This window comes from Pseudomonas sp. 37 R 15, from assembly GCF_900004865.1.
GTDB lineage: Bacteria > Pseudomonadota > Gammaproteobacteria > Pseudomonadales > Pseudomonadaceae > Aquipseudomonas > Aquipseudomonas fluorescens_AM.
The window spans coordinates 1-20,723 of the sequence record NZ_CVTV01000046.1 but is presented as its reverse complement, the minus strand read 5'-3'; the positions used below and the strand labels follow the sequence as shown (position 1 = coordinate 20,723).

At 59.6% G+C, this 20,723-nt stretch carries 9 protein-coding genes, 2 tRNA genes and 3 rRNA genes; 2 read left to right on the top strand and 12 right to left on the bottom strand.

What is annotated here, in order from left to right; translation table 11 throughout:
- Nucleotides 1-15: 15 nt before the first annotated feature.
- The gene (locus BFQ04_RS12890; protein WP_065951155.1) at nucleotides 16-1,533 is read right to left on the bottom strand and encodes a CoA-acylating methylmalonate-semialdehyde dehydrogenase; all 1,518 of its coding nucleotides are present in this window, start codon (nucleotides 1,531-1,533) and stop codon (nucleotides 16-18) included.
- A 125-nt stretch (nucleotides 1,534-1,658) separates the two neighbouring features.
- Here BFQ04_RS12890 and BFQ04_RS12885 point away from each other — a divergent pair, with 125 nt between their 5' ends.
- Nucleotides 1,659-2,606: a LysR family transcriptional regulator gene (locus BFQ04_RS12885; RefSeq protein WP_065951154.1), complete on the top strand. Its 948-nt coding sequence runs from the start codon at nucleotides 1,659-1,661 to the stop codon at nucleotides 2,604-2,606.
- Nucleotides 2,607-3,144: 538 nt separating this feature from the next.
- Nucleotides 3,145-3,435 carry a DUF3077 domain-containing protein gene (locus BFQ04_RS12880; protein WP_065951153.1) on the top strand — a complete coding sequence of 97 codons (291 nt, stop codon included), beginning with the start codon at nucleotides 3,145-3,147 and terminating at the stop codon, nucleotides 3,433-3,435.
- 159 nt (nucleotides 3,436-3,594) lie between these two features.
- Here BFQ04_RS12880 and BFQ04_RS12875 read toward each other — a convergent pair whose 3' ends face one another.
- The 11 genes from BFQ04_RS12875 to BFQ04_RS12825 all read right to left on the bottom strand — a co-directional run bounded on the left by BFQ04_RS12875 (nucleotide 3,595) and on the right by BFQ04_RS12825 (nucleotide 20,625).
- Nucleotides 3,595-4,086 carry an OmpA family protein gene (locus tag BFQ04_RS12875; RefSeq protein WP_065951152.1) on the bottom strand — a complete coding sequence of 164 codons (492 nt, stop codon included), beginning with the start codon at nucleotides 4,084-4,086 and terminating at the stop codon, nucleotides 3,595-3,597.
- A gap of 4 nt (nucleotides 4,087-4,090) precedes the next feature.
- Nucleotides 4,091-5,353, bottom strand: a complete 1,263-nt coding sequence (locus BFQ04_RS12870) for a diguanylate cyclase domain-containing protein (RefSeq protein WP_065951151.1) — start codon at nucleotides 5,351-5,353, stop codon at nucleotides 4,091-4,093.
- Entirely contained in the window at nucleotides 5,350-5,916 is a 567-nt protein-coding gene (locus BFQ04_RS12865; RefSeq protein ID WP_065951150.1) for a YfiR family protein, read from the bottom strand. The genes BFQ04_RS12870 and BFQ04_RS12865 overlap by 4 nt, the downstream gene beginning before the upstream one ends.
- A gap of 142 nt (nucleotides 5,917-6,058) precedes the next feature.
- Nucleotides 6,059-8,128, bottom strand: coding sequence for an exodeoxyribonuclease V subunit alpha (gene recD / locus BFQ04_RS12860; RefSeq protein ID WP_065951149.1), 2,070 nt, complete (start codon nucleotides 8,126-8,128; stop codon nucleotides 6,059-6,061).
- The gene (gene recB / locus BFQ04_RS12855; protein WP_065951148.1) at nucleotides 8,125-11,796 is read right to left on the bottom strand and encodes an exodeoxyribonuclease V subunit beta; all 3,672 of its coding nucleotides are present in this window, start codon (nucleotides 11,794-11,796) and stop codon (nucleotides 8,125-8,127) included. The genes recD and recB overlap by 4 nt, the downstream gene beginning before the upstream one ends.
- Entirely contained in the window at nucleotides 11,793-15,245 is a 3,453-nt protein-coding gene (recC, locus tag BFQ04_RS12850; protein ID WP_065951147.1) for an exodeoxyribonuclease V subunit gamma, read from the bottom strand. Before recC ends, recB begins: the two co-directional genes overlap by 4 nt.
- Nucleotides 15,246-15,380: 135 nt before the next feature.
- Nucleotides 15,381-15,496, bottom strand: a 5S ribosomal RNA gene (gene rrf / locus BFQ04_RS12845).
- A gap of 158 nt (nucleotides 15,497-15,654) precedes the next feature.
- Nucleotides 15,655-18,546 (bottom strand): 23S ribosomal RNA (locus BFQ04_RS12840).
- 236 nt (nucleotides 18,547-18,782) lie between these two features.
- Nucleotides 18,783-18,858: transfer RNA gene (locus BFQ04_RS12835), tRNA-Ala, on the bottom strand.
- Nucleotides 18,859-18,886: 28 nt separating this feature from the next.
- Nucleotides 18,887-18,963 (bottom strand) — tRNA-Ile (locus BFQ04_RS12830).
- A 125-nt stretch (nucleotides 18,964-19,088) separates the two neighbouring features.
- A 16S ribosomal RNA gene (locus BFQ04_RS12825) occupies nucleotides 19,089-20,625 on the bottom strand.
- Together the 16S, 23S and 5S rRNA genes with 2 tRNA genes alongside form the textbook arrangement of a ribosomal RNA operon.
- Between the last annotated feature and the right edge of the window lie 98 nt (nucleotides 20,626-20,723).

The following is a 20,723-nucleotide window of genomic DNA, read 5'->3' as shown; positions in this document are numbered from 1 at the left end:
GTCGTCTCCCAGGTTTCAGCGCAGGTTGATGGTGGTGTTGACGCCATCGTTGACCGTGTCGTCATCGAACCAGCGGCTGGTGACGGTCTTGGTCTGGGTGTAGAACTGCACCACCTGCTTGCCGTACGGGCCCAGGTCACCCAGCTTGGAACCACGGGAGCCGGTGAAGCTGAAGAACGGTACCGGCACCGGGATCGGAATGTTGATACCGACCTGGCCTACATCGATTTCACTCTGGAACTTACGCGCCGCCGCGCCGCTCTGGGTGAACAGGCCGGTGCCGTTGCCGAACGGGTTGGCGTTGACCAGTGCAATGGCTTGATCGAGGGTGTCGACCTCCAGCACCACCAGCACCGGGCCGAAGATTTCCTGGGTGTAGATTTGCATGTCGGTGGTCACGCCCGAGAACAGCGTCGGGCCAACGAAGTTACCTTGCTCGAAGCCCGGCACCTTGATGTCGCGCCCGTCCAGCTCCAGCGTGGCACCTTCTTTCACGCCGCTTTCGATCAGCTCCAGGATGCGTGCCTTGGCACGTTTGGAGATCACCGGGCCGACATCCGTACCCGCCTCGCTGCCCGCGTTGACCTTGAGTTTTTGCGCCAGCGCCTTGAGATCCGGCAGCCATTGCTTGGACGCGCCCACCAGCACCACCACCGAGGTGGCCATGCAACGCTGGCCTGCCGCGCCAAAACCGGCACCGACCAGGGCATTCAGAGTGTGCTCACGGTTAGCATCCGGCAGCACCACCGCATGGTTCTTGGCGCCCATCATCGATTGCACACGCTTGCCGTGTTTGCCGGCCAGGTCATAAACGTGAGTGCCCACAGCGGTTGAGCCGACGAAAGACACCGCCTTGATATCTTTGTGGGTGCACAGCGCATCCACCACGTCCTTGCCACCGTGCACCACGTTGAGTACGCCAGCCGGTACGCCAGCTTCCAGCGCCAGCTCCACCAGCAGCATGGTCGACAGCGGGTCCTGCTCGGACGGCTTGAGCACGAAGGTGTTACCGCAGGCGATGGCCATCGGGAACATCCACAGCGGAATCATTGCCGGGAAGTTGAACGGCGTGATGCCGGCGCAGACGCCGATGGGCTGGCGCAGGGTGTAGGTATCCACGCCACCCGCGACGTTCTCGGCGAACTCGCCCATTTGCAGGGTGCCGATGGAACAGGCGTGCTCGACCACTTCCAGGCCACGGAAAATATCGCCCTCGGCATCGGCAATGGTTTTACCCTGCTCGTTGCTGAGGACCACGGCAATGCGCTTGGAATGTTCGCGGATCAAGGCTTGCAGCTTGAGCATGATGCGCATGCGCGCGCCAATCGGCGTCAGCTTCCAGGTCTGGAAGGCGCGCTGGGCCGCGTCGATGGCCGCGTTGACCTCATCGGCCGTGGCGAACGGGACCCTGGCCAACACTTGCTGGGTAGCCGGGTTGACGATGTCTTGCCATTCGGTGGTCTTGGACTCGACCCACTCGCCGTTGATCAGCAACTTGACCTGTTGTATGGAAATATCGGCAGATGCGTTCATGAGGGTCTCCGGAATCTTGTTGTTATGCAGAGAGTGAATCGCCTTGAAGAAGGAGGCGTTCGGGCTGTTTTTGGAGTATAGATGTGCAAATCTCTAATAAGAACGCACATAAAAGCCGGTCCAATATGCAAAAAAACATCACATCACTGGGCTCCCTGAACTGGGATGACCTGAAGTTTTTTCTCGAAGTGGCCCGCACCCGCAAGGCCAGTGTCGCCGCCAAGCGCCTGGCGGTTGACTACACCACCGTGTCACGGCGCATCAGCTCACTGGAAGTGTCGCTTGGCACCCTGCTGTTCGAAAAATCCCGGACCAACGGTTTTGTCCTCACCGCCGAGGGCCAGCGTTTGCTGGGTTACGCCGAGTCCATCGAAAGCACCCTGCACATGGCGTGCGAACAAGTCTCCGGCTCCGGCGTGGCGCTGTCCGGGCATGTGCGCATGGGCTGTACCGAAGGCTTCGGCAGCTTTTTCGTCACCCCGCAACTGAGCCACTTCGTCGACACCTATCCGGCGATCTCGGTGGACATCCTGCCCCTGCCGCACTTCATCAGCCTGTCCAAGCGCGAAGCCGACATCGTCATCGCCCTGGAACGCCCGGAACACGGCCCGTACGTATGCTGCAAGCTGTGCGATTACAAACTGCAGTTGTACGCCACACAGGACTACCTCGACCAACACCCGCCGATCCAACGCCCGACGGACCTGGCCGAGCATCCGTTTATCAGCTACGTGGACGACCTGGCGTTCAGCTCGGAGCTGCTGTACCTGGCGAACGTAGTGCCGGGCGCCAGCGCCAGCCTGCGCAGTACCAGTGTCATCGCGCAGTATGTGGCGGCGCAGCAGGGGCGTTCGATGGCGATATTGCCGTGCTTTCTGGCGGCGCAGGACCCGCGACTGCTGCCGGTGCTGGAGGAGCAGATCGCGATTACGCGGCAGTTCTGGATGTATTGCCGGGAGGATTTGAGGAAGCTCAAGCGGATTACGTTGCTGTGGGATTACATCCGGGAAGTGACAGAGCAGAATCAGGGGTTGTTGATGGGGGAGACGCGGGAGATGCGGTTTGCAGACTGAATGCGCCGCGCGGATAAATGTGGGAGGGGGCTTGCCCCCTCCCACACTTGGATCGCATTTCAAGTTGAGGCCTTAGTCCGCGATGACCACAATTGACACGCGCCGATTGTCGGTGCGCCCCGCCGTGGCTGTATTCGCCGCTACCGGCTCGCTGCTGCCCAGGCCGCGCAGCTGGATGTTTTGTTCTCTTGATCGCTCGCGGATTAAAGGGCCATCAACGACGATTCCCTTTAAATTGCAGGACGTTTCCTAGAGAATCCATGGCCTATTGCGCTGTAACGTTTGGGTCACTAGCCTCCCTGGGTCGCTGCATATCAGCGATCGGGTTTAGCGATCCGGGTTCCAAGCGTGGCACTGCCCCCAACAGTATTAGCTGGCGTCAGTCAGCTTTTAGCGTTTTATGGCGGCTGTGTGCGGGAGACTTTCGAGTCTACCCGGGATGCGCTCTGGCCCGGATCGCTAACCTGCACACAGCTGCCACCCTCTTCATGTTTAGCGATGTGATGTGGCGGCTCTAATTCATCAGAAAGCAATCACCATGAGCAAAATCATCCCTGATCCACCGCTTTCCTCCATCATCACCCTCGGCGTAGTCACCTTCGGCGACTACGGCGAAAACCAAAAACCGTTGTTCCGCGTCAACGCCGACATGCCGATTGAGGAAGCCCTGGAACACGCCTCTACCCTGCTTTTTTACTCCAAGAAACTCGCAATGGAAGCCGCCATGGATGTGCGTGGCGAGCAATACGCGTGGGCCGCGCATTATCTGTGTGAGATGGGCAAGGCGGTAGTGGATGACTTGACGCAGGCGATGACGCCGAGCCGTTAAGCGAACACAGTCTTAAGCACACCGCTGCACCAATGTGGGAGGGGGCTTGCCCCCGATGGCGGTGTGTCAGTTGCCAGATGTATTGGCTGAGACACTGCTATCGGGGGCAAGCCCCCTCCCACATTTGAATGGGTTTCAGATTGAGGACGGTGAAGGCACTTAGTCCGCGATGACCACAATCGACACGCGTCGATTTTCGGTGCGCCCCGCCGCCGTTGTGTTCGCGGCCACCGGCTCGCTGCTGCCCAGGCCGCGCAGTTGGATGTTTTGTTCTTTCATGCCCACGCTGGTCAGCACCTTGCCCACACTTTCAGCACGGCGCAGGGACAAGGCCTGGTTGTAGAGTTCCTTGCCGGAAGCGTCGGTGTGGCCGTCGACGCGCACGCGTTCGATGCCGGCGCCCACCAAGGCCTTGCCGATGCGTTCGACGATGTCGGTGCTGGGCTTGTTGAGGGTTTCGACGTCGCTGCCAAACAGCACTTTGCCAGACAAGCCGAAGGCCCAGCCTTCGTCAGTCAGCTCGAAACCCTGCTGCTTGAGCACGGCCACTTGTGCCGCGCTCAGGCCTTTGGGCGGTGCGGTCTGGCAGCCGCCGAGGGCCAGGCAGGCGAGAAGCAAGCTGATGAATAGAACGCGTGAGTTAGAGAACAAAGGGTTAACTCCTGTGCTGGACGTTGACGACAGGGTGGGCAGGCTCCGCCGTTTGCTGACTGCCCGACGACAGCCGTTTAGCTTGGTACATCGCCACATCGGCGGCATTGAGCAGGGTGCCGGGCGTGGCGCCATGATCGGGATAAATGGCGATGCCGATACTGAGGGAGGTCAAGACCTGGGTGTTGCCGGGCAGCGGGATCGGTTGGTCCATGCTGGCAATGATCTTGTCGGCAATGCGTTGCGCATCGTCGACTTTGTGCAGCGGCGCCAGCAGGACGGCGAATTCATCACCGCCCAGGCGGGCCACCAGGTCATCTTCGCGCAGCTGTGCACGCACGCGCTCGGCAACGGCCACCAGTACGGCATCGCCAGCGGCGTGGCCGAAGTTGTCGTTGATGTCTTTGAAACGATCGCTGTCGAGAAACAACACCCCCACCCGTTCGTTGACCTTGGCGGCGCTGCGCAAGGCACGAATCAACCGGCCTTCAAAGAACGCACGGTTGGGCAGGCCGGTGAGGCTGTCGTGGCTGGCCTGGTGCGCGAGGGTTTCGTTTTCGCTTTGCAGATGATTTTGCCAGGCCTCCATCTCGCCCAGCAGGGCATTGAAGTCACTGCCCAGGCTGTCGAGTTCGGCAATCTGGGCCGGGGGCACGCGGCGGTCGAAGTCGCGTTCGCTGCGGGCGGCGTGGGCCACGGCAGCAAGGCTTTGCAGCGGCCCGGTGATGCCGTTCAACAGACGCCGCGCCAGATGCAGCGCCACCCAGGCGCTGAGCGCGGTGCAGATCACAATGCCCGCCAGGCCGCTGAGCAGGAAGCGCAACAGGCTGCCGCCATGACCGGTCAGGTGGATGCTGCCCACCGTTTGCCCCTGGTGAAGGATCGGCTGGCTGATGGGTTGCTCGAGCAACGCATGCGCCAGTTTGAGTTCAACCTGCGACAACATCCCGGTGTTCGGCCGCACCCATTGCGCCAGCAGCTTGCCACTGGCATCGAAGACTTCGGCCTGGGCCACCTCTTCGGTTGAAGCAATCAGGCTCAAGGCTTCAGTGGCGGCGGCGCTGTCGTCGAACACCACGGCCGCTTCCACGGTGTAATTGATCGAGCGTGCGATCAGGTGCAGGTTGTGTTCGGCATACACCCGCAGCGCCAGCACGCCGAGCAGGGTCAGGGACACACTGGCCAGCGCCACCGCCACCAGGGCCAGGATCATGTGCCCTCTGCCGATGACCGACCTCAGGGTCGGTCGCGCCTTGGCCCGCTTCATGGCGCCGGCGCTCGACGGCGCGACAGTTGCAGCACGCTGGGGTGAATACGTACGCCGCTGCGGGCGACGGAGTCCAGGTTCACCTCGAACGACACTTGCGCATCACTCACCCGCAGGCAGAACAGGCTGCCCACGGTGCATTGGTCGCCGCCTTCGCTGATGCTGAGCACCGGATGGCCGATCAATGAAGCAAACAACGCGGTGCGTTCGTCAGCGCTGAGTTTGCCGATGTAGACGGCGTCGCAGGCGCTGACGATGTCCGGATGATTGGCCAGCAGGCGTCGCACTGCCACCGGTCGGCCGGTGGCCTGGGTAGTGCCTTTGATCAGGTCGTCGGTGTACTGGGTGGGCCCGACGATGCACAAGCGCAGTTGCGCAGGCTCCACCGGCCAACGGGCATAACTGAGAATCCCGAGCACGACCTGGGTCACCGCCTGGGCGCGCTGCTCGGCCAGGCTGGGCGTTTGAGCCCAGGCTTGCGGAGCGAGCAGGCATAGCAACGCCACCTGCAACAGGCGTCTCCAGCTCAAACTACGCTCTGTGAGCGAGACAGCCACGTTCATGCAGCAATTCTCTCAAGAAATTTCAGGGTGATGCCGCAACGATAGCACAGCAGCGGAAAACCCCATGACGCGAGGCTTTTCTCAGTGCTGAGTATTTTTTCAGAAAAATCAGACATCTGAATCAAAAATATCGCATGACCGTTCAGTCAGTTTCTTCGGGTGAAGCGTCCAGCTCCAGCATCAGCCCGCTCAAGCGTTTGACCCGCCGCCGTACCGCTTCCTCAAAGACGCCGGCACGCGGTTCGATCAGGCTGAACCAGCGTTTGGCGCGGGTGATACCGGTGTAGATCAGTTCTTTGGTCAGCACCGGATTCAACGCGTCCGGCAGGATCAGCGCGGTATGGGTGAACTCCGACCCCTGGGATTTGTGCACGGTCATGGCATAGACGGTTTCCACATCGTTGAGCCGGCTGGGCAGCACGAAGCGCACGCCCCCCTGGCCGTCATTGCGCGGGAAGGCCACGCGCAGCACCTGAGGGCCGCCGTCGCTCTCGGGCAATTTCAAGGCGATACCGATGTCCCCGTTCATCAGGCCCAGGCCATAGTCGTTACGGGTCATCAGCACCGGACGCCCTTCATACCACTGCTCGTCGCCCTCGATCAGCCGCACCTTGCGCAAGGCCGCGGTAATGCGCAGGTTCAATCCTTCAACGCCCCAAGGACCTTTGCGCACGGCGCAGAGCAACTGAAACGCGTCGAAGGCTTGCAGCAGTTGCTGCGCCCAATGGGTCCAGGCGTGATCGTCACGCGGGGTCTGCGGTGCAGGGCGCGCCGACTGCAGCAGGTTCAGGTAAAAGCGATAGCCTTGGGCACCTTCGCCCTGCCCGTCCAGTACCAGGCGCTCAAGCGCGTGATCTTGCTCGCCCTTGAGGCTGAGACAGAACAGGTCGTCATGACTGCGCGCGGCCAACAGCGTGCGCGCCTGTTCAGCGTTCTGCTGGTTGACCCAGCGCGCCAGCTGGCCGATGCCGCTGCCCTCGCCGAAGCGCCGCGAGTGGCGCAGCATCACCACCTGCTGGGCCAGCGGATGACTGCCGTCGAGGTCTTCAAGCAAGCCGCTGTTGCTGAGGTCTTCGGCGCTGACCGCTTGCAGCCATTGGCGCGTGGCCGGGCTGTACCAGCCAGCCTCGGCATCGCGACACAGATCACCGAGCACCGCGCCCGCCTCCACCGACGCAAGCTGGTCCTTGTCACCCAGCAGCACCAGGCGAGCATGGGGTGGCAAAGCGTCAAGCAGATTGGCCATCATTTCCAGATCGATCATCGACGCTTCGTCCACCACCAGCACATCCAGCGGTAACGGGTTGCCGATGTGATGACGGAAGTGCCGAGTGCCCGGTCGGCTGCCCAGCAAACGGTGAACGGTGGTGACCTGGGTCGGGATTTTTTCGCGCACGCTATCGGGCACTTTCAGCGACAGCACTTGCTGACTGATGGACTCGGTGAGACGTGCGGCGGCTTTACCGGTGGGCGCGGCCAGGCGAATGCGCAAGGGATTGCCGCTTTCCACGGCAGGCGCCTGCAACAGCGCGAGCAGGCGCACCACGGTGGTGGTCTTGCCGGTGCCGGGGCCGCCGGTGACGATGCTGAATGCACCCCGGGTGGCCAGGGCGCAGGCCAGTTTTTGCCAGTCGATCGCGCCATCGGGCGCCGGTTGATCGAATAAACCATTCAGGCGCTGCGGCAAATCGGCGGCGACGCTCTCGTGGCTGGCCAGCCGCAGGCGCAAGGCACTGTCGATGCGCCGTTCATAAGCCCAGTAGCGGCGCAGATAGAGGCGTTTTCCGGACAGGACCAACGGGCGGCTCCGGGCCGACTCAGTGCTATCGAACGCCAGCGCGACCAAACGGCTGGTGGCCAGGGCATGACACCAGTGGGCGCCGTCCAGCCCCGCGAGCAATTGCGACGGCAGCAGCATCGCGCCGGTCTGCAGGTCGCCCTCGGGCGGCAGCGACAGGGCAAAATCCGGCGCCTGCAGGGTTTCGAACAGGTCGAGGCATACATGACCGTGACCCAATTGGTGGCTGGTCAATGCCGCCGCCAGCAGCACCAGGGGATCGGCCTGTGGGTCAAGCTCGTGCAGGAAGCCAACGAACGCTTTGTCCAGGGCCCGCAACCAGCCACGGTCGACCCAGCGCTCCAGCAGTTGCACCAGGTCGGCGGCGCGACTGAGCGGCGACAGTTCCTCCAGCAGCAGCGGCGACAGGCTCATAGCAGCACTCCTTGTTCCCAGGCGGGCTCGGCTTTTGGCGGGATAGGCTTGCCCTGGAACAACAGGTCCAGCCCTTCGATCAGCTCACGCGGCGGCCGGGTGAAGTACGCGCCCTGGGTCGCCGACTGCGTTCCGCGCAGGAACAGGTAGAGGGCGCCGCCGACGTGGCGTTCGTAGTCGTAATCCGGCAGGCGCGCCTTGAGTTGGCGATGCAGGGCCAGCAGGTAAAGTACGTATTGCAGGTCGTACCGATGCTCGAGGATCGACTGTTCCATGGCTTCCATGGTGTAGGCCGAATCGTCAGGCCCGAGCCAGTTGGATTTGTAGTCAGCCACGTAATAACGGCCATCGTGCTCGAAGGTCAGGTCGATAAAGCCTTTGAACATGCCGTTGAGCAACACCGGCTCGGCCGCCACGCGTGAGACGCCGTGGTGGGTGTACTGGCACACCAATTTGTCGAGGGCGAGCACGTCGACTTTATGGCTGGCGAACCAGAATTCCATTTCGATCTGGTAGTGCTGCAGCGCGCTGAGGCTGACCCGGTCGGCGTACAGGGGCAGCGGCGCGTGCAACAAGTGGCCAAGCCAGGCGCTGAGGGTGACGATCCAGCCTTCCCAATTGCGCCGATTGCAACGCGCTCCGACGGCCTTTTCAATGGCCTCGGGGCTGACGTTGAAAGCCTCTTCACCGGCCCACTCCAACAAGCCGTGAAGGAAAGTGCCTGGATTCGGACCGCGTGGGAATCGATGAATATCACCGCCGGACGCCACCACTTCACGCGGTGCGTCGGGATCCAGGCGTTCGTCATCGAACAGTTTCTGCGCCTGCGGGCTTTCAGGCGCCTCGAGACTGGCGGCGCTCATGCTGTCGCCAATGCGCAAGGCGCTGTAGGACGCAATCCACCAGTTCTCCGCCGCCTTGCGTTTGGGCAACAGCGCAGCCAGCAAGGTCGCTTCGTTGCGCGGAGGGTGGAACACGATGTCTTGCGCTGCGGGCACCTGGGCATAGCTGATGGCCGGGCAACCCTGCTGCACATCCAGCAACCAGCGCGCCAGGCCGGCGGACTCACCCAACAGCGCACCGGCACCCAGCAGATAGCCCAACGCCGACAGGTGCAGCACGGAGCTGCTGCTATTGCCCCGCTTGAGGTCGGCGATGCCCAGCCAGCAGGCATGTTTGGCGCGGGTCAGGGCGACGTACAGCAAGCGCAGGTCTTCGGCCAAGCGCTCATCGTCGGCCTGGGCGATCAACTCAGCGGTAGGCCGCAGGCTGACGTGGGATTTGCCCTGCGCGTCGTGGTAGTGCAGCGGCAAGCGCGTGCCGTCCACCGGTTTGGTCGAGCAGATGAAGGGCAGGAACACCAGGTCGTATTCCAGGCCCTTGGATTTGTGGATCGTCACCACCTTGACCAACTGCTCGTCACTTTCCAGGCGCAGGATCTGCTCTTCACCGGCCTGGCCCGACAGCGCCAGGTGCTCGGCAAGGTGGCGAATCAGCGCCTGCTCGCCGTCCAGTTCCGACCCGGCCTGTTGCAGCAGCTCACTGAGGTGCAGCAGGTTGGTCAGCACACGCTCGCCATCGCTCCGGGCGATCAGGGTTTGCGGCAGCTTGAAGTCATGCAGCAGGCGACGCAGCATCGGCAGCACGCCTTGGGCGCGCCAGATCGAGCGGTAGCCCCGGAACTGCATCACGCGGCTTTCCCACGCCAGTTCATCCTGGTTCAGACGCTCCAGTTCCGTCAGTGACAGGTTCAAGGTGACGCAGGCCAGGGCCGCTCGCAGCGGGCGCTCGACGTCCGGCTCGGCGCAGGCCTTGAGCCAGGCCAGCAGGTCGTGGGCTTCCTGGGCGGCGAAGACCGAGTCCTTGTCCGACAGGTACACGCTGCGCACGCCCCGTGCCGCCAACTCGGCGCGCACGGCCTGGGCTTCCTTGCCGTCTCGCACGAGGATGGCGATGTCTGCCGGCAGCACGCCTGTGAAGGTGTCATCCGTTGCAAAGCCTGCGGTGCCCTGCTGGCCACCCTTGAGCAACTCGACAATGTGCGTGGCGCAAGCGGCGGCCAGTTGTTGGCGATACAGCACATTGGAAATCGGTTGGTCGGTGGCTAAATGCCAAAGGTTCATTGCCGGCAGCGTCTGGCCGTCGACCTGCAGCTGCTCTTTGCGGCCTTGGGACAGCACCGAGTGGAACGGCACCGGGTTACGGCCGTCGAGCTCACGAAACAGGAACGCGCCGCGGCCGGTTTCCGCGCGCTGGAACAGGTGGTTTACCGCTTCGACCATTGCGTGGCTGGAGCGGAAGTTGGTGCCCAACGTATGGTGGCGACCGGTGGTGGACTGCCGGGCGCGCAGGTAGGTGTAGATGTCCGCGCCCCGAAAGGCGTAGATCGCCTGCTTGGGGTCGCCGATCAGGAACAGGCCGCTGTCCAGGTGGTTTTCTTCGATGCGGTAAATACTGTCGAAGATGCTGTATTGCACCGGATCGGTGTCCTGGAATTCATCGATCAAGGCCACCGGGAATTGCTCGCGGATCACGCTGGCGAGGCGCTCGCCGCCGTCAGCCTGGAGCGCGGCGTTGAGGCGGATCAGCATGTCGTCGAAGCCCATTTCAGCGCGACGCCGCTTCTCTTCTTCGAAGCGCTTGCCCACCCAGGCGGCGGCGTGTTGCAACACCGTGGCGTCCGGGGTCGGCAGTGCGTCAAGGGCCGCTTTCAGACCGGCCATGGCGTCGATGCCGGGATGCCGTGGCGGCTCGCCTTTCCAGGCTTCGGCCATACCCTCGGGGGTCAGCCGGGTAAAGCCGGTGCCAATATCCAGTTGCTCCAGGGTTTCGTCGGCGGCCCAGGCACTGATTTTTTCAAACCAGGGCTCGAAATAACGCGCCTGCATTTTGCGTCCATCGACCGCTTTGGCGGCCACGGCTTGCAGGCACAGATCACGCAGCTCGACGGCCCATTGTTGCCAAGGCGCCTTGATGCTGGCCAATGCCTCGCGACGCTCTTGCAGGCAGGCAGAGATTATTTCGGCGGGCTCGCGGCTGTCTTCGGCGGGCCGCTCACTGCCGAACAACGCGCGCACCCGTGGCATCAAGGCGGCCGGTCCGCCCCAGTTGTTACGCACCCAGTTGAGCGCGTCGTCACGCATCGGGTAGCAGAACAGGCGCCAGTAGTCGCGCAGCACTTCACCGAGCAAGTCGCTGTGGTCGGTTTCCAGGGTCTGGGTAAACAGGCTGCCGCTGTCGAAAGCGTGTTCGCGCAGCATGCGCTGGCACCAACTGTGAATCGTCGAGACGGCGGCTTCGTCCATCCACTGCGCGGCAATGTCCAGCCGATTGGCGCAGGCGGGCCACTGTTCCACGGGGTATTGGTGACGCAGGTCGGCGATCAAGGCGTCGGGCTGCTCGATTTCGTCGCGGAAAAACCGCGCGGCCTCTGCCAGACGGATACGGATACGTTCACGCAGCTCCTTGGTGGCGGCGTCGGTGAAGGTCACCACGAGGATTTGCGGCGGTAGCAGTTCACGGCCGAAACCGGACTCATCGCCACCGTTGCCGAGCACCAGGCGCAGGTACAGGGCCGAAATCGTGAAGGTTTTGCCGGTGCCGGCGCTGGCTTCAATCAGCTGGCTGCCTTTGAGCGGAAAGGCCAGGGCCAAGGGTTTGCTGGTCATGCGCCGGCCTCCTCGCTGGACAATGAACGCCAAGGCGCGTTGATCAGCGGGCGATACAAGGTTTCGCACCAGCCTTCGAACTCTTCGCTGGCGACCAGCGTGGTGTAGTCGGGGAACTGGCGGGTCAGCGCGGGCGTTTCGCGGCGTTCGCCGTCGGTGGTGATACCGTCGCCCTCGTAGGCCTTGCTGGCAGCGGCCTGGGCTTTGGCCGGATCGGTCTGGCCGAGCCAGGCAAAGGCGGTTTTTACCGCGACGGGCAGCGGTTTACTCATGCCGGTGTGCCAGGCGAGCAGCAAGTCACCGAGGAGGTTCTGCGCGATGGCCGTGTCCAACGGGGCGAGCAGCAAGGTGTCGTCACTGGCCACCAAGCCGGTACTCAACGGCACGCCACAGGCACAGGCGACCACATGATTGACCCAGGGGCGAATCAGGCGGTGCCACTTGCGCGTTTTGATCGAGCCGATGCTGTTGGGGAGGGTGGTCACGCTTAACAGGCCGCCATCACTGCGCCGGTGCAGGCCGCTGATCCAGCCTTCGAGCTGAATGCCCTGGTACGCGAAACTGATCGGTTGCGCGCCAATGTGCGGGGTTGGCCAGAGCGCCAGGAGGTGTTGGTAGCGTTGCAGCAGGTCCGGCAACGGCTCGATCAGCTCGTGGCGCAGGCATTCGCCGAAGCCGACCATCGGCAGCAGGCCGCTGCCTTGCAGGCGCAAGGCTTGGGCGTTGAGCGCCTGATCAAGCTGGTCGGGCCGGGCCAGTGCAGCGTTGAGCAGGCTGTCGCTGAGGGTGTAGCGTTGCAGTGCGTCGAGGACGAAGGGTTCTTCGTCGGCCAGCGGTACTTCGGCGGCTTCAAAGAACACTTTCAGGCGTTGACTGAAGAAATGTTTGACCGGATTGCGCAGGAAATCCTGTAACTGGCCGAGACTCAGGGGCTCTTCCTGGTGGTGCGGTGCCAACGCCTGGTCATGTGCGATTGCAGCAGGGGCTTGATGCAGCAATTGCCATTCGCGGGCATAACTGAACAGCGGGTCGCCTTCATGGAAGTAGCGGGCGCTGAACGGTTGGAGCGGGTGTTCCTGGGTCATTGCGTCGATCAGGGAGTGATCGCTCTGGGCGTTATGCCAGCCGCTGGCGAGGTGGTCGCGCAGTTGGCCGATCAGCACCGAGGCCGGGCGATCGCTGTTGTCGCGGATGCTGCGGCCGACCCAACTGATGTAGAGCTGGTCGCGCGCGGAAAGCAGGGCTTCGAGCAGCAGGTAGCGATCGTCTTCACGGCGCGAACGATCGCCGGGACGGTAGTCGCTGCCCATCAGGTCAAAGTCAAGCGGCGGCTGGGCACGCGGGTAGTCACCGTCATTCATGCCGAGCAGACAGACCAGCTTGAACGGGATCGCGCGCATGGGCATCAAGGTACAAAAATTGACCGCGCCCGCAAGGAAGCGTTGGGACAGGCGGCCTTGGTCAAGCCCCGCCAACCACGCCTCACGGACCACGGTGAGGGGTAATTCGTCTTGCAGGCCGACGGATTCGCAGGTTTCCAGCCAGGTCTCTCTTAACTGTTCAAGCTGGCCAAGCAGGTAGTCATCGTGCTCGCTGCCGGGCAGGAAAAACAGCTGCATCAAGCGTTGCAGACGCTCGCCCCACACGTGGGGAGGTGCCGGTTGCGACAGCGCCTGGTGCGCGTCGTTTAAGGCGTCGAGCAAGGCGACCAGTGGACCAATCAGCGCCGCATCAAGCCCTCCGATCTCGTCGTAAGGCTCGATGCCTTCGCACGCCACACCCGTACCGACGGCGTAGCCCAGCAGCATCCGCCGCAGGCCGAATCGCCAGCTGTTCTGCTCAAGTTCTGCGGGCAGCCCCAGGCCCGCACGCTGTTCGGCGTTGAGCCCCCAGCGGATGCCCGCGCCTTCAATCCAGCGATGCAGTGTAGGCAGGTCGCGCTCATTGATGGCGAAACGTTCGCGCAGGGCGGGGACATCCAGCAGGTCGAGAATTTCGCTGACTGGAAAACGGCTGTCGGGGAGTTTGAGCAGGTGCTCGACCGCGATCAACAGCGGGTCACGACCGCGTTGCCCCTGGTCTGTCAGGGTGAACGGAATGAAGCGTGGGTCGTTTCTTTCCAGTTGACCGAAAACCGCGCGAATGTGCGGCGCGTAGCTGTCGACGTCGGGGACCATGACGATGATGTCCCGAGGGCGCAAAGTGGGGTCGGCGCTGAAACGTTGGAGTAATTGGTCGTGGAGAATCTCCACTTCGCGTTGGGCGCTGTGGGCGATGTGAAAGCGAATGGATGCGTCGCGTGTCAGATCGACCGCCGGCCAGAACTCACGGGTCTCATCGAGTGGGCGCAGTTCGAGGATGTCGTCCTGAAGCTGGTTGAGCAGCGTGGTGGGTTGGCTGTCGCTGAACAGGTCGATACGACCATCACGGAAGGCGGCGCGGTAGCTGTTGGGGTCGTCATAACTGTCCAACAGGCTGATGTAGTCACGGCCTTGCTTGCCCCAGGCGGCGAGCAGCGGATGAGCGTGCTGGTGCAAGGTGTGTGGGTCTATGGTGACGGGCATGCCTGCTTTGCGCGCCTGGCGCTTGTACTCGTTACGCAGCAGGTCCTTGTCGGCCACGATGTCCGACCAATGATGGCGGCAAGGGTTGTGCACGCACAGCAACACTTGGCTAAAACGGGCCAGGCCTGCCAGTGCTTCGAGCGCCTGGGCGGGCAGCGATGAAATGCCGAAGACGATCACTCGGGACGGTAAGCCAGGCGGCGCTTGCTCAAGCGTGTTGATGCGTTCGATAAAGCGTTGGTGAACGCCGGCACGGCTCTCGGCCATGCCCTGCGCTCCCACGTCAAGCAACAGCGCGCGCCATAACTCAGCTTGCCAGCAGTTGGCAGGGTTAAGGGGTTTGGATTCGCCGCGCCCGTTGCGTAACTGATGGCGCCCTGCAGCCCAATCTTCCAGCCAATCGGCGCGATACACCTGGTATTGGTCGAACAAGTCGGCCAGGCGCTCGGCGAGCTGGTAGCGTTTGCGCAGGTCGGTGTCGTGGGTCAGGAAGCGTTGCAACGGCTCAAAATGGGGCTGATCAATAAGCTCCGGGAGCAGACGCATGAGTCGCCACGTCAGCGGGGCCTTATCAAGCAGAGACTTGGGGGGGATTTCGTCACGCCCCAGCACCATGCGATAGAGCTGCCACATGAAACTGCCGGGCAATTGCACATCGATTGCCGCTGCGATGCCACAGCCCCCCATATCGTCTGCCTGGGGATCTTCGGCCAGGGCAAGCTTGAGCCATTGGGCGATGCCATTGCTTTGGACCAGAGCAATTTCATTCTCCAAAGGCGCCAGGGGATAACGACGCATCCAGCTGACTACCAGGCTGCGCAGCTCGTCCAGGCGGTTACCGTGAACCACCATGAATCCTGCGCTGAGGGACGTTGCACCCGGCATAACGGCTTCCTTGGAAAAGCAAAAATCGAGGCGTGGACTTTAGCACTGAAGACCATGGCTATGAGCGCCTTGGTACTTTTCGAGCGCCCAAAACAAAACCCCAACTGCTTTCGCAATTGGGGTTTCGGAATTTAATCTTGACGATGACCTACTCTCACATGGGGAAACCCCACACTACCATCGGCGATGCATCGTTTCACTGCTGAGTTCGGGATGGGATCAGGTGGTTCCAATGCTCTATGGTCGTCAAGAAATTCGGGTACTGAGTCGTGGCCTGATGGCCTCGCTTCAGCAAATTGGGTATGTGACAGCTGTCGGTGTTTTGTGAGTCTTCGAACTTTCGGTTCATCTCGTCTTCACACACCGCAATCTGATGCTCGTTAGAGTAGTCAAATTGCTTGGGTGTTATATGGTCAAGCCTCACGGGCAATTAGTATTGGTTAGCTCAACGCCTCACAGCGCTTACACACCCAACCTATCAACGTCGTAGTCTTCGACGGCCCTTCAGGGAACTCAAGGTTCCAGTGAGATCTCATCTTGAGGCTAGTTTCCCGCTTAGATGCTTTCAGCGGTTATCTATTCCGAACATAGCTACCCGGCAATGCCACTGGCGTGACAACCGGAACACCAGAGGTTCGTCCACTCCGGTCCTCTCGTACTAGGAGCAGCCCCTCTCAAATCTCAAACGTCCACGGCAGATAGGGACCGAACTGTCTCACGACGTTCTAAACCCAGCTCGCGTACCACTTTAAATGGCGAACAGCCATACCCTTGGGACCGGCTTCAGCCCCAGGATGTGATGAGCCGACATCGAGGTGCCAAACACCGCCGTCGATATGAACTCTTGGGCGGTATCAGCCTGTTATCCCCGGAGTACCTTTTATCCGTTGAGCGATGGCCCTTCCATACAGAACCACCGGATCACTAAGACCTACTTTCGTACCTGCTCGACGTGTCTGTCTCGCAGTCAAGCGCGCTTTTGCCTTTATACTCTACGACCGATTTCCGACCGGTCTGAGCGCACCTTCGTACTCCTCCGTTACTCTTTAGGAGGAGACCGCCCCAGTCAAACTACCCACCATACACTGTCCTCGATCCGGATAACGGACCTGAGTTAGAACCTCAAAGTTGCCAGGGTGGTATTTCAAGGTTGGCTCCACGCAGACTGGCGTCCACGCTTCAAAGCCTCCCACCTATCCTACACAAGCAAATTCAAAGTCCAGTGCAAAGCTATAGTAAAGGTTCACGGGGTCTTTCCGTCTAGCCGCGGATACACTGCATCTTCACAGCGATTTCAATTTCACTGAGTCTCGGGTGGAGACAGCGCCGCCATCGTTACGCCATTCGTGCAGGTCGGAACTTACCCGACAAGGAATTTCGCTACCTTAGGACCGTTATAGTTACGGCCGCCGTTTACCGGGGCTTCGATCAAGAGCTTCGCGTTAGCTAACCCCATCAATTAACCTTCCGGCACCGGGCAGGCGTCACACCCTATACGTCCACTTTCGTGTTTGCAGAGTGCTGTGTTTTTAATAAACAGTCGCAGCGGCCTGGTATCTTCGACCGGCATGAGCTTACGGAGCAAGTCCTTCACCCTCACCGGCGCACCTTCTCCCGAAGTTACGGTGCCATTTTGCCTAGTTCCTTCACCCGAGTTCTCTCAAGCGCCTTGGTATTCTCTACCCAACCACCTGTGTCGGTTTGGGGTACGGTTCCTGGTTACCTGAAGCTTAGAAGCTTTTCTTGGAAGCATGGCATCAACCACTTCGTCATCTAAAAGATAACTCGTCATCAGCTCTCGGCCTTAAGATCCCGGATTTACCTAAGATCTCAGCCTACCACCTTAAACTTGGACAACCAACGCCAAGCTGGCCTAGCCTTCTCCGTCCCTCCATCGCAATAACCAGAAGTACAGGAATATTAACCTGTTTTCCATCGACTACGCTTTTCAGCCTCGCCTTAGGGACCGACTAACCCTGCGTCGATTAACGTTGCGCAGGAAACCTTGGTCTTTCGGCGTGGGTGTTTTTCACACCCATTGTCGTTACTCATGTCAGCATTCGCACTTCTGATACCTCCAGCAAGCTTCTCAACTCACCTTCACAGGCTTACAGAACGCTCCTCTACCGCATCACTTACGTGATACCCGTAGCTTCGGTGTATGGTTTGAGCCCCGTTACATCTTCCGCGCAGGCCGACTCGACTAGTGAGCTATTACGCTTTCTTTAAAGGGTGGCTGCTTCTAAGCCAACCTCCTAGCTGTCTAAGCCTTCCCACATCGTTTCCCACTTAACCATAACTTTGGGACCTTAGCTGACGGTCTGGGTTGTTTCCCTTTTCACGACGGACGTTAGCACCCGCCGTGTGTCTCCCATGCTCGGCACTTGTAGGTATTCGGAGTTTGCATCGGTTTGGTAAGTCGGGATGACCCCCTAGCCGAAACAGTGCTCTACCCCCTACAGTGATACATGAGGCGCTACCTAAATAGCTTTCGAGGAGAACCAGCTATCTCCGAGCTTGATTAGCCTTTCACTCCGATCCACAGGTCATCCGCTAACTTTTCAACGGTAGTCGGTTCGGTCCTCCAGTTAGTGTTACCCAACCTTCAACCTGCCCATGGATAGATCGCCCGGTTTCGGGTCTATTCCCAGCGACTAGACGCCCTATTAAGACTCGCTTTCGCTACGCCTCCCCTATTCGGTTAAGCTCGCCACTGAAAATAAGTCGCTGACCCATTATACAAAAGGTACGCAGTCACCCAACAAAGTGGGCTCCCACTGCTTGTACGCATACGGTTTCAGGATCTATTTCACTCCCCTCTCCGGGGTTCTTTTCGCCTTTCCCTCACGGTACTAGTTCACTATCGGTCAGTCAGTAGTATTTAGCCTTGGAGGATGGTCCCCCCATATTCAGACAAAGTTTCTCGTGCTCCGTCCTACTCGATTTCATGACTAAGAGATTTTCGCGTACAGGGCTATCACCCACTATGGCCGCACTTTCCAGAGCGTTCCGCTAATCTCAAAGCCACTTAAGGGCTAGTCCCCGTTCGCTCGCCACTACTAAGGGAATCTCGGTTGATTTCTTTTCCTCAGGGTACTTAGATGTTTCAGTTCCCCTGGTTCGCCTCTTACGCCTATGTATTCAGCGTAAGATAACCATCTTATGATGGCTGGGTTCCCCCATTCAGACATCTCCGGATCAAAGTCTGTTTGCCGACTCCCCGAAGCTTTTCGCAGGCTACCACGTCTTTCATCGCCTCTGACTGCCAAGGCATCCACCGTATGCGCTTCTTCACTTGACCATATAACCCCAAGCAATCTGGTTATACTGTGAAGACAACATTCGCCGAAAATTCGAATTTCTCGTTAAGAGAACTCACAAATTTTACCTTAGCCTGATCCGTTACCAGTGAAAGTAACGTTCAGTCTATCTTTCTATCACATACCCAAATTTTTAAAGAACGATCTAATCAAAGACTAGAAATCAATATTCACTTCAGAATATTCATTTCTAAACTCTAACAGCAGAAGCAGTTAATGGTGGAGCCAAACGGGATCGAACCGTTGACCTCCTGCGTGCAAGGCAGGCGCTCTCCCAGCTGAGCTATGGCCCCGCTTTTAAACGGGTTGCGACACTAAAATTGGTGGGTCTGGGCAGATTCGAACTGCCGACCTCACCCTTATCAGGGGTGCGCTCTAACCAACTGAGCTACAGACCCAATTTTGATGCGTTACGCAATCAAACTTGAAGCTTGTAGCTCAAAGCTTGAAGCTGCTTCTATCGTCTTCTTCAATGAATCAAGCAATTCGTGTGGGAACTTATGGAGCAGCTGATGTCGTCGATTAAGGAGGTGATCCAGCCGCAGGTTCCCCTACGGCTACCTTGTTACGACTTCACCCCAGTCATGAATCACACCGTGGTAACCGTCCTCCCGAAGGTTAGACTAGCTACTTCTGGTGCAACCCACTCCCATGGTGTGACGGGCGGTGTGTACAAGGCCCGGGAACGTATTCACCGCGACATTCTGATTCGCGATTACTAGCGATTCCGACTTCACGCAGTCGAGTTGCAGACTGCGATCCGGACTACGATCGGTTTTGTGGGATTAGCTCCACCTCGCGGCTTGGCAACCCTCTGTACCGACCATTGTAGCACGTGTGTAGCCCAGGCCGTAAGGGCCATGATGACTTGACGTCATCCCCACCTTCCTCCGGTTTGTCACCGGCAGTCTCCTTAGAGTGCCCACCATAACGTGCTGGTAACTAAGGACAAGGGTTGCGCTCGTTACGGGACTTAACCCAACATCTCACGACACGAGCTGACGACAGCCATGCAGCACCTGTCTCAATGTTCCCGAAGGCACCAATCTATCTCTAGAAAGTTCATTGGATGTCAAGGCCTGGTAAGGTTCTTCGCGTTGCTTCGAATTAAACCACATGCTCCACCGCTTGTGCGGGCCCCCGTCAATTCATTTGAGTTTTAACCTTGCGGCCGTACTCCCCAGGCGGTCAACTTAATGCGTTAGCTGCGCCACTAAGAGCTCAAGGCTCCCAACGGCTAGTTGACATCGTTTACGGCGTGGACTACCAGGGTATCTAATCCTGTTTGCTCCCCACGCTTTCGCACCTCAGTGTCAGTGTTGGTCCAGGTGGTCGCCTTCGCCACTGGTGTTCCTTCCTATATCTACGCATTTCACCGCTACACAGGAAATTCCACCACCCTCTACCACACTCTAGTCAGTCAGTTTTGAATGCAGTTCCCAGGTTGAGCCCGGGGATTTCACATCCAACTTAACAAACCACCTACGCGCGCTTTACGCCCAGTAATTCCGATTAACGCTTGCACCCTCTGTATTACCGCGGCTGCTGGCACAGAGTTAGCCGGTGCTTATTCTGTCGGTAACGTCAAAACAATCACGTATTAGGTAACTGCCCTTCCTCCCAACTTAAAGTGCTTTACAATCCGAAGACCTTCTTCACACACGCGGCATGGCTGGATCAGGCTTTCGCCCATTGTCCAATATTCCCCACTGCTGCCTCCCGTAGGAGTCTGGACCGTGTCTCAGTTCCAGTGTGACTGATCATCCTCTCAGACCAGTTACGGATCGTCGCCTTGGTGAGCCATTACCTCACCAACTAGCTAATCCGACCTAGGCTCATCTGATAGCGCAAGGCCCGAAGGTCCCCTGCTTTCTCCCGTAGGACGTATGCGGTATTAGCGTCCGTTTCCGAACGTTATCCCCCACTACCAGGCAGATTCCTAGGCTTTACTCACCCGTCCGCCGCTCTCAAGAGAAGCAAGCTTCTCTCTACCGCTCGACTTGCATGTGTTAGGCCTGCCGCCAGCGTTCAATCTGAGCCATGATCAAACTCTTCAGTTCAAACATCTTTGGGTTTTTAAGAAACCCTAAACTTGGCTCAGCAATCGTTGGTTACATCTTTGATTTCTCGCGGAGTAACTTGTGATGCTGATAATCTT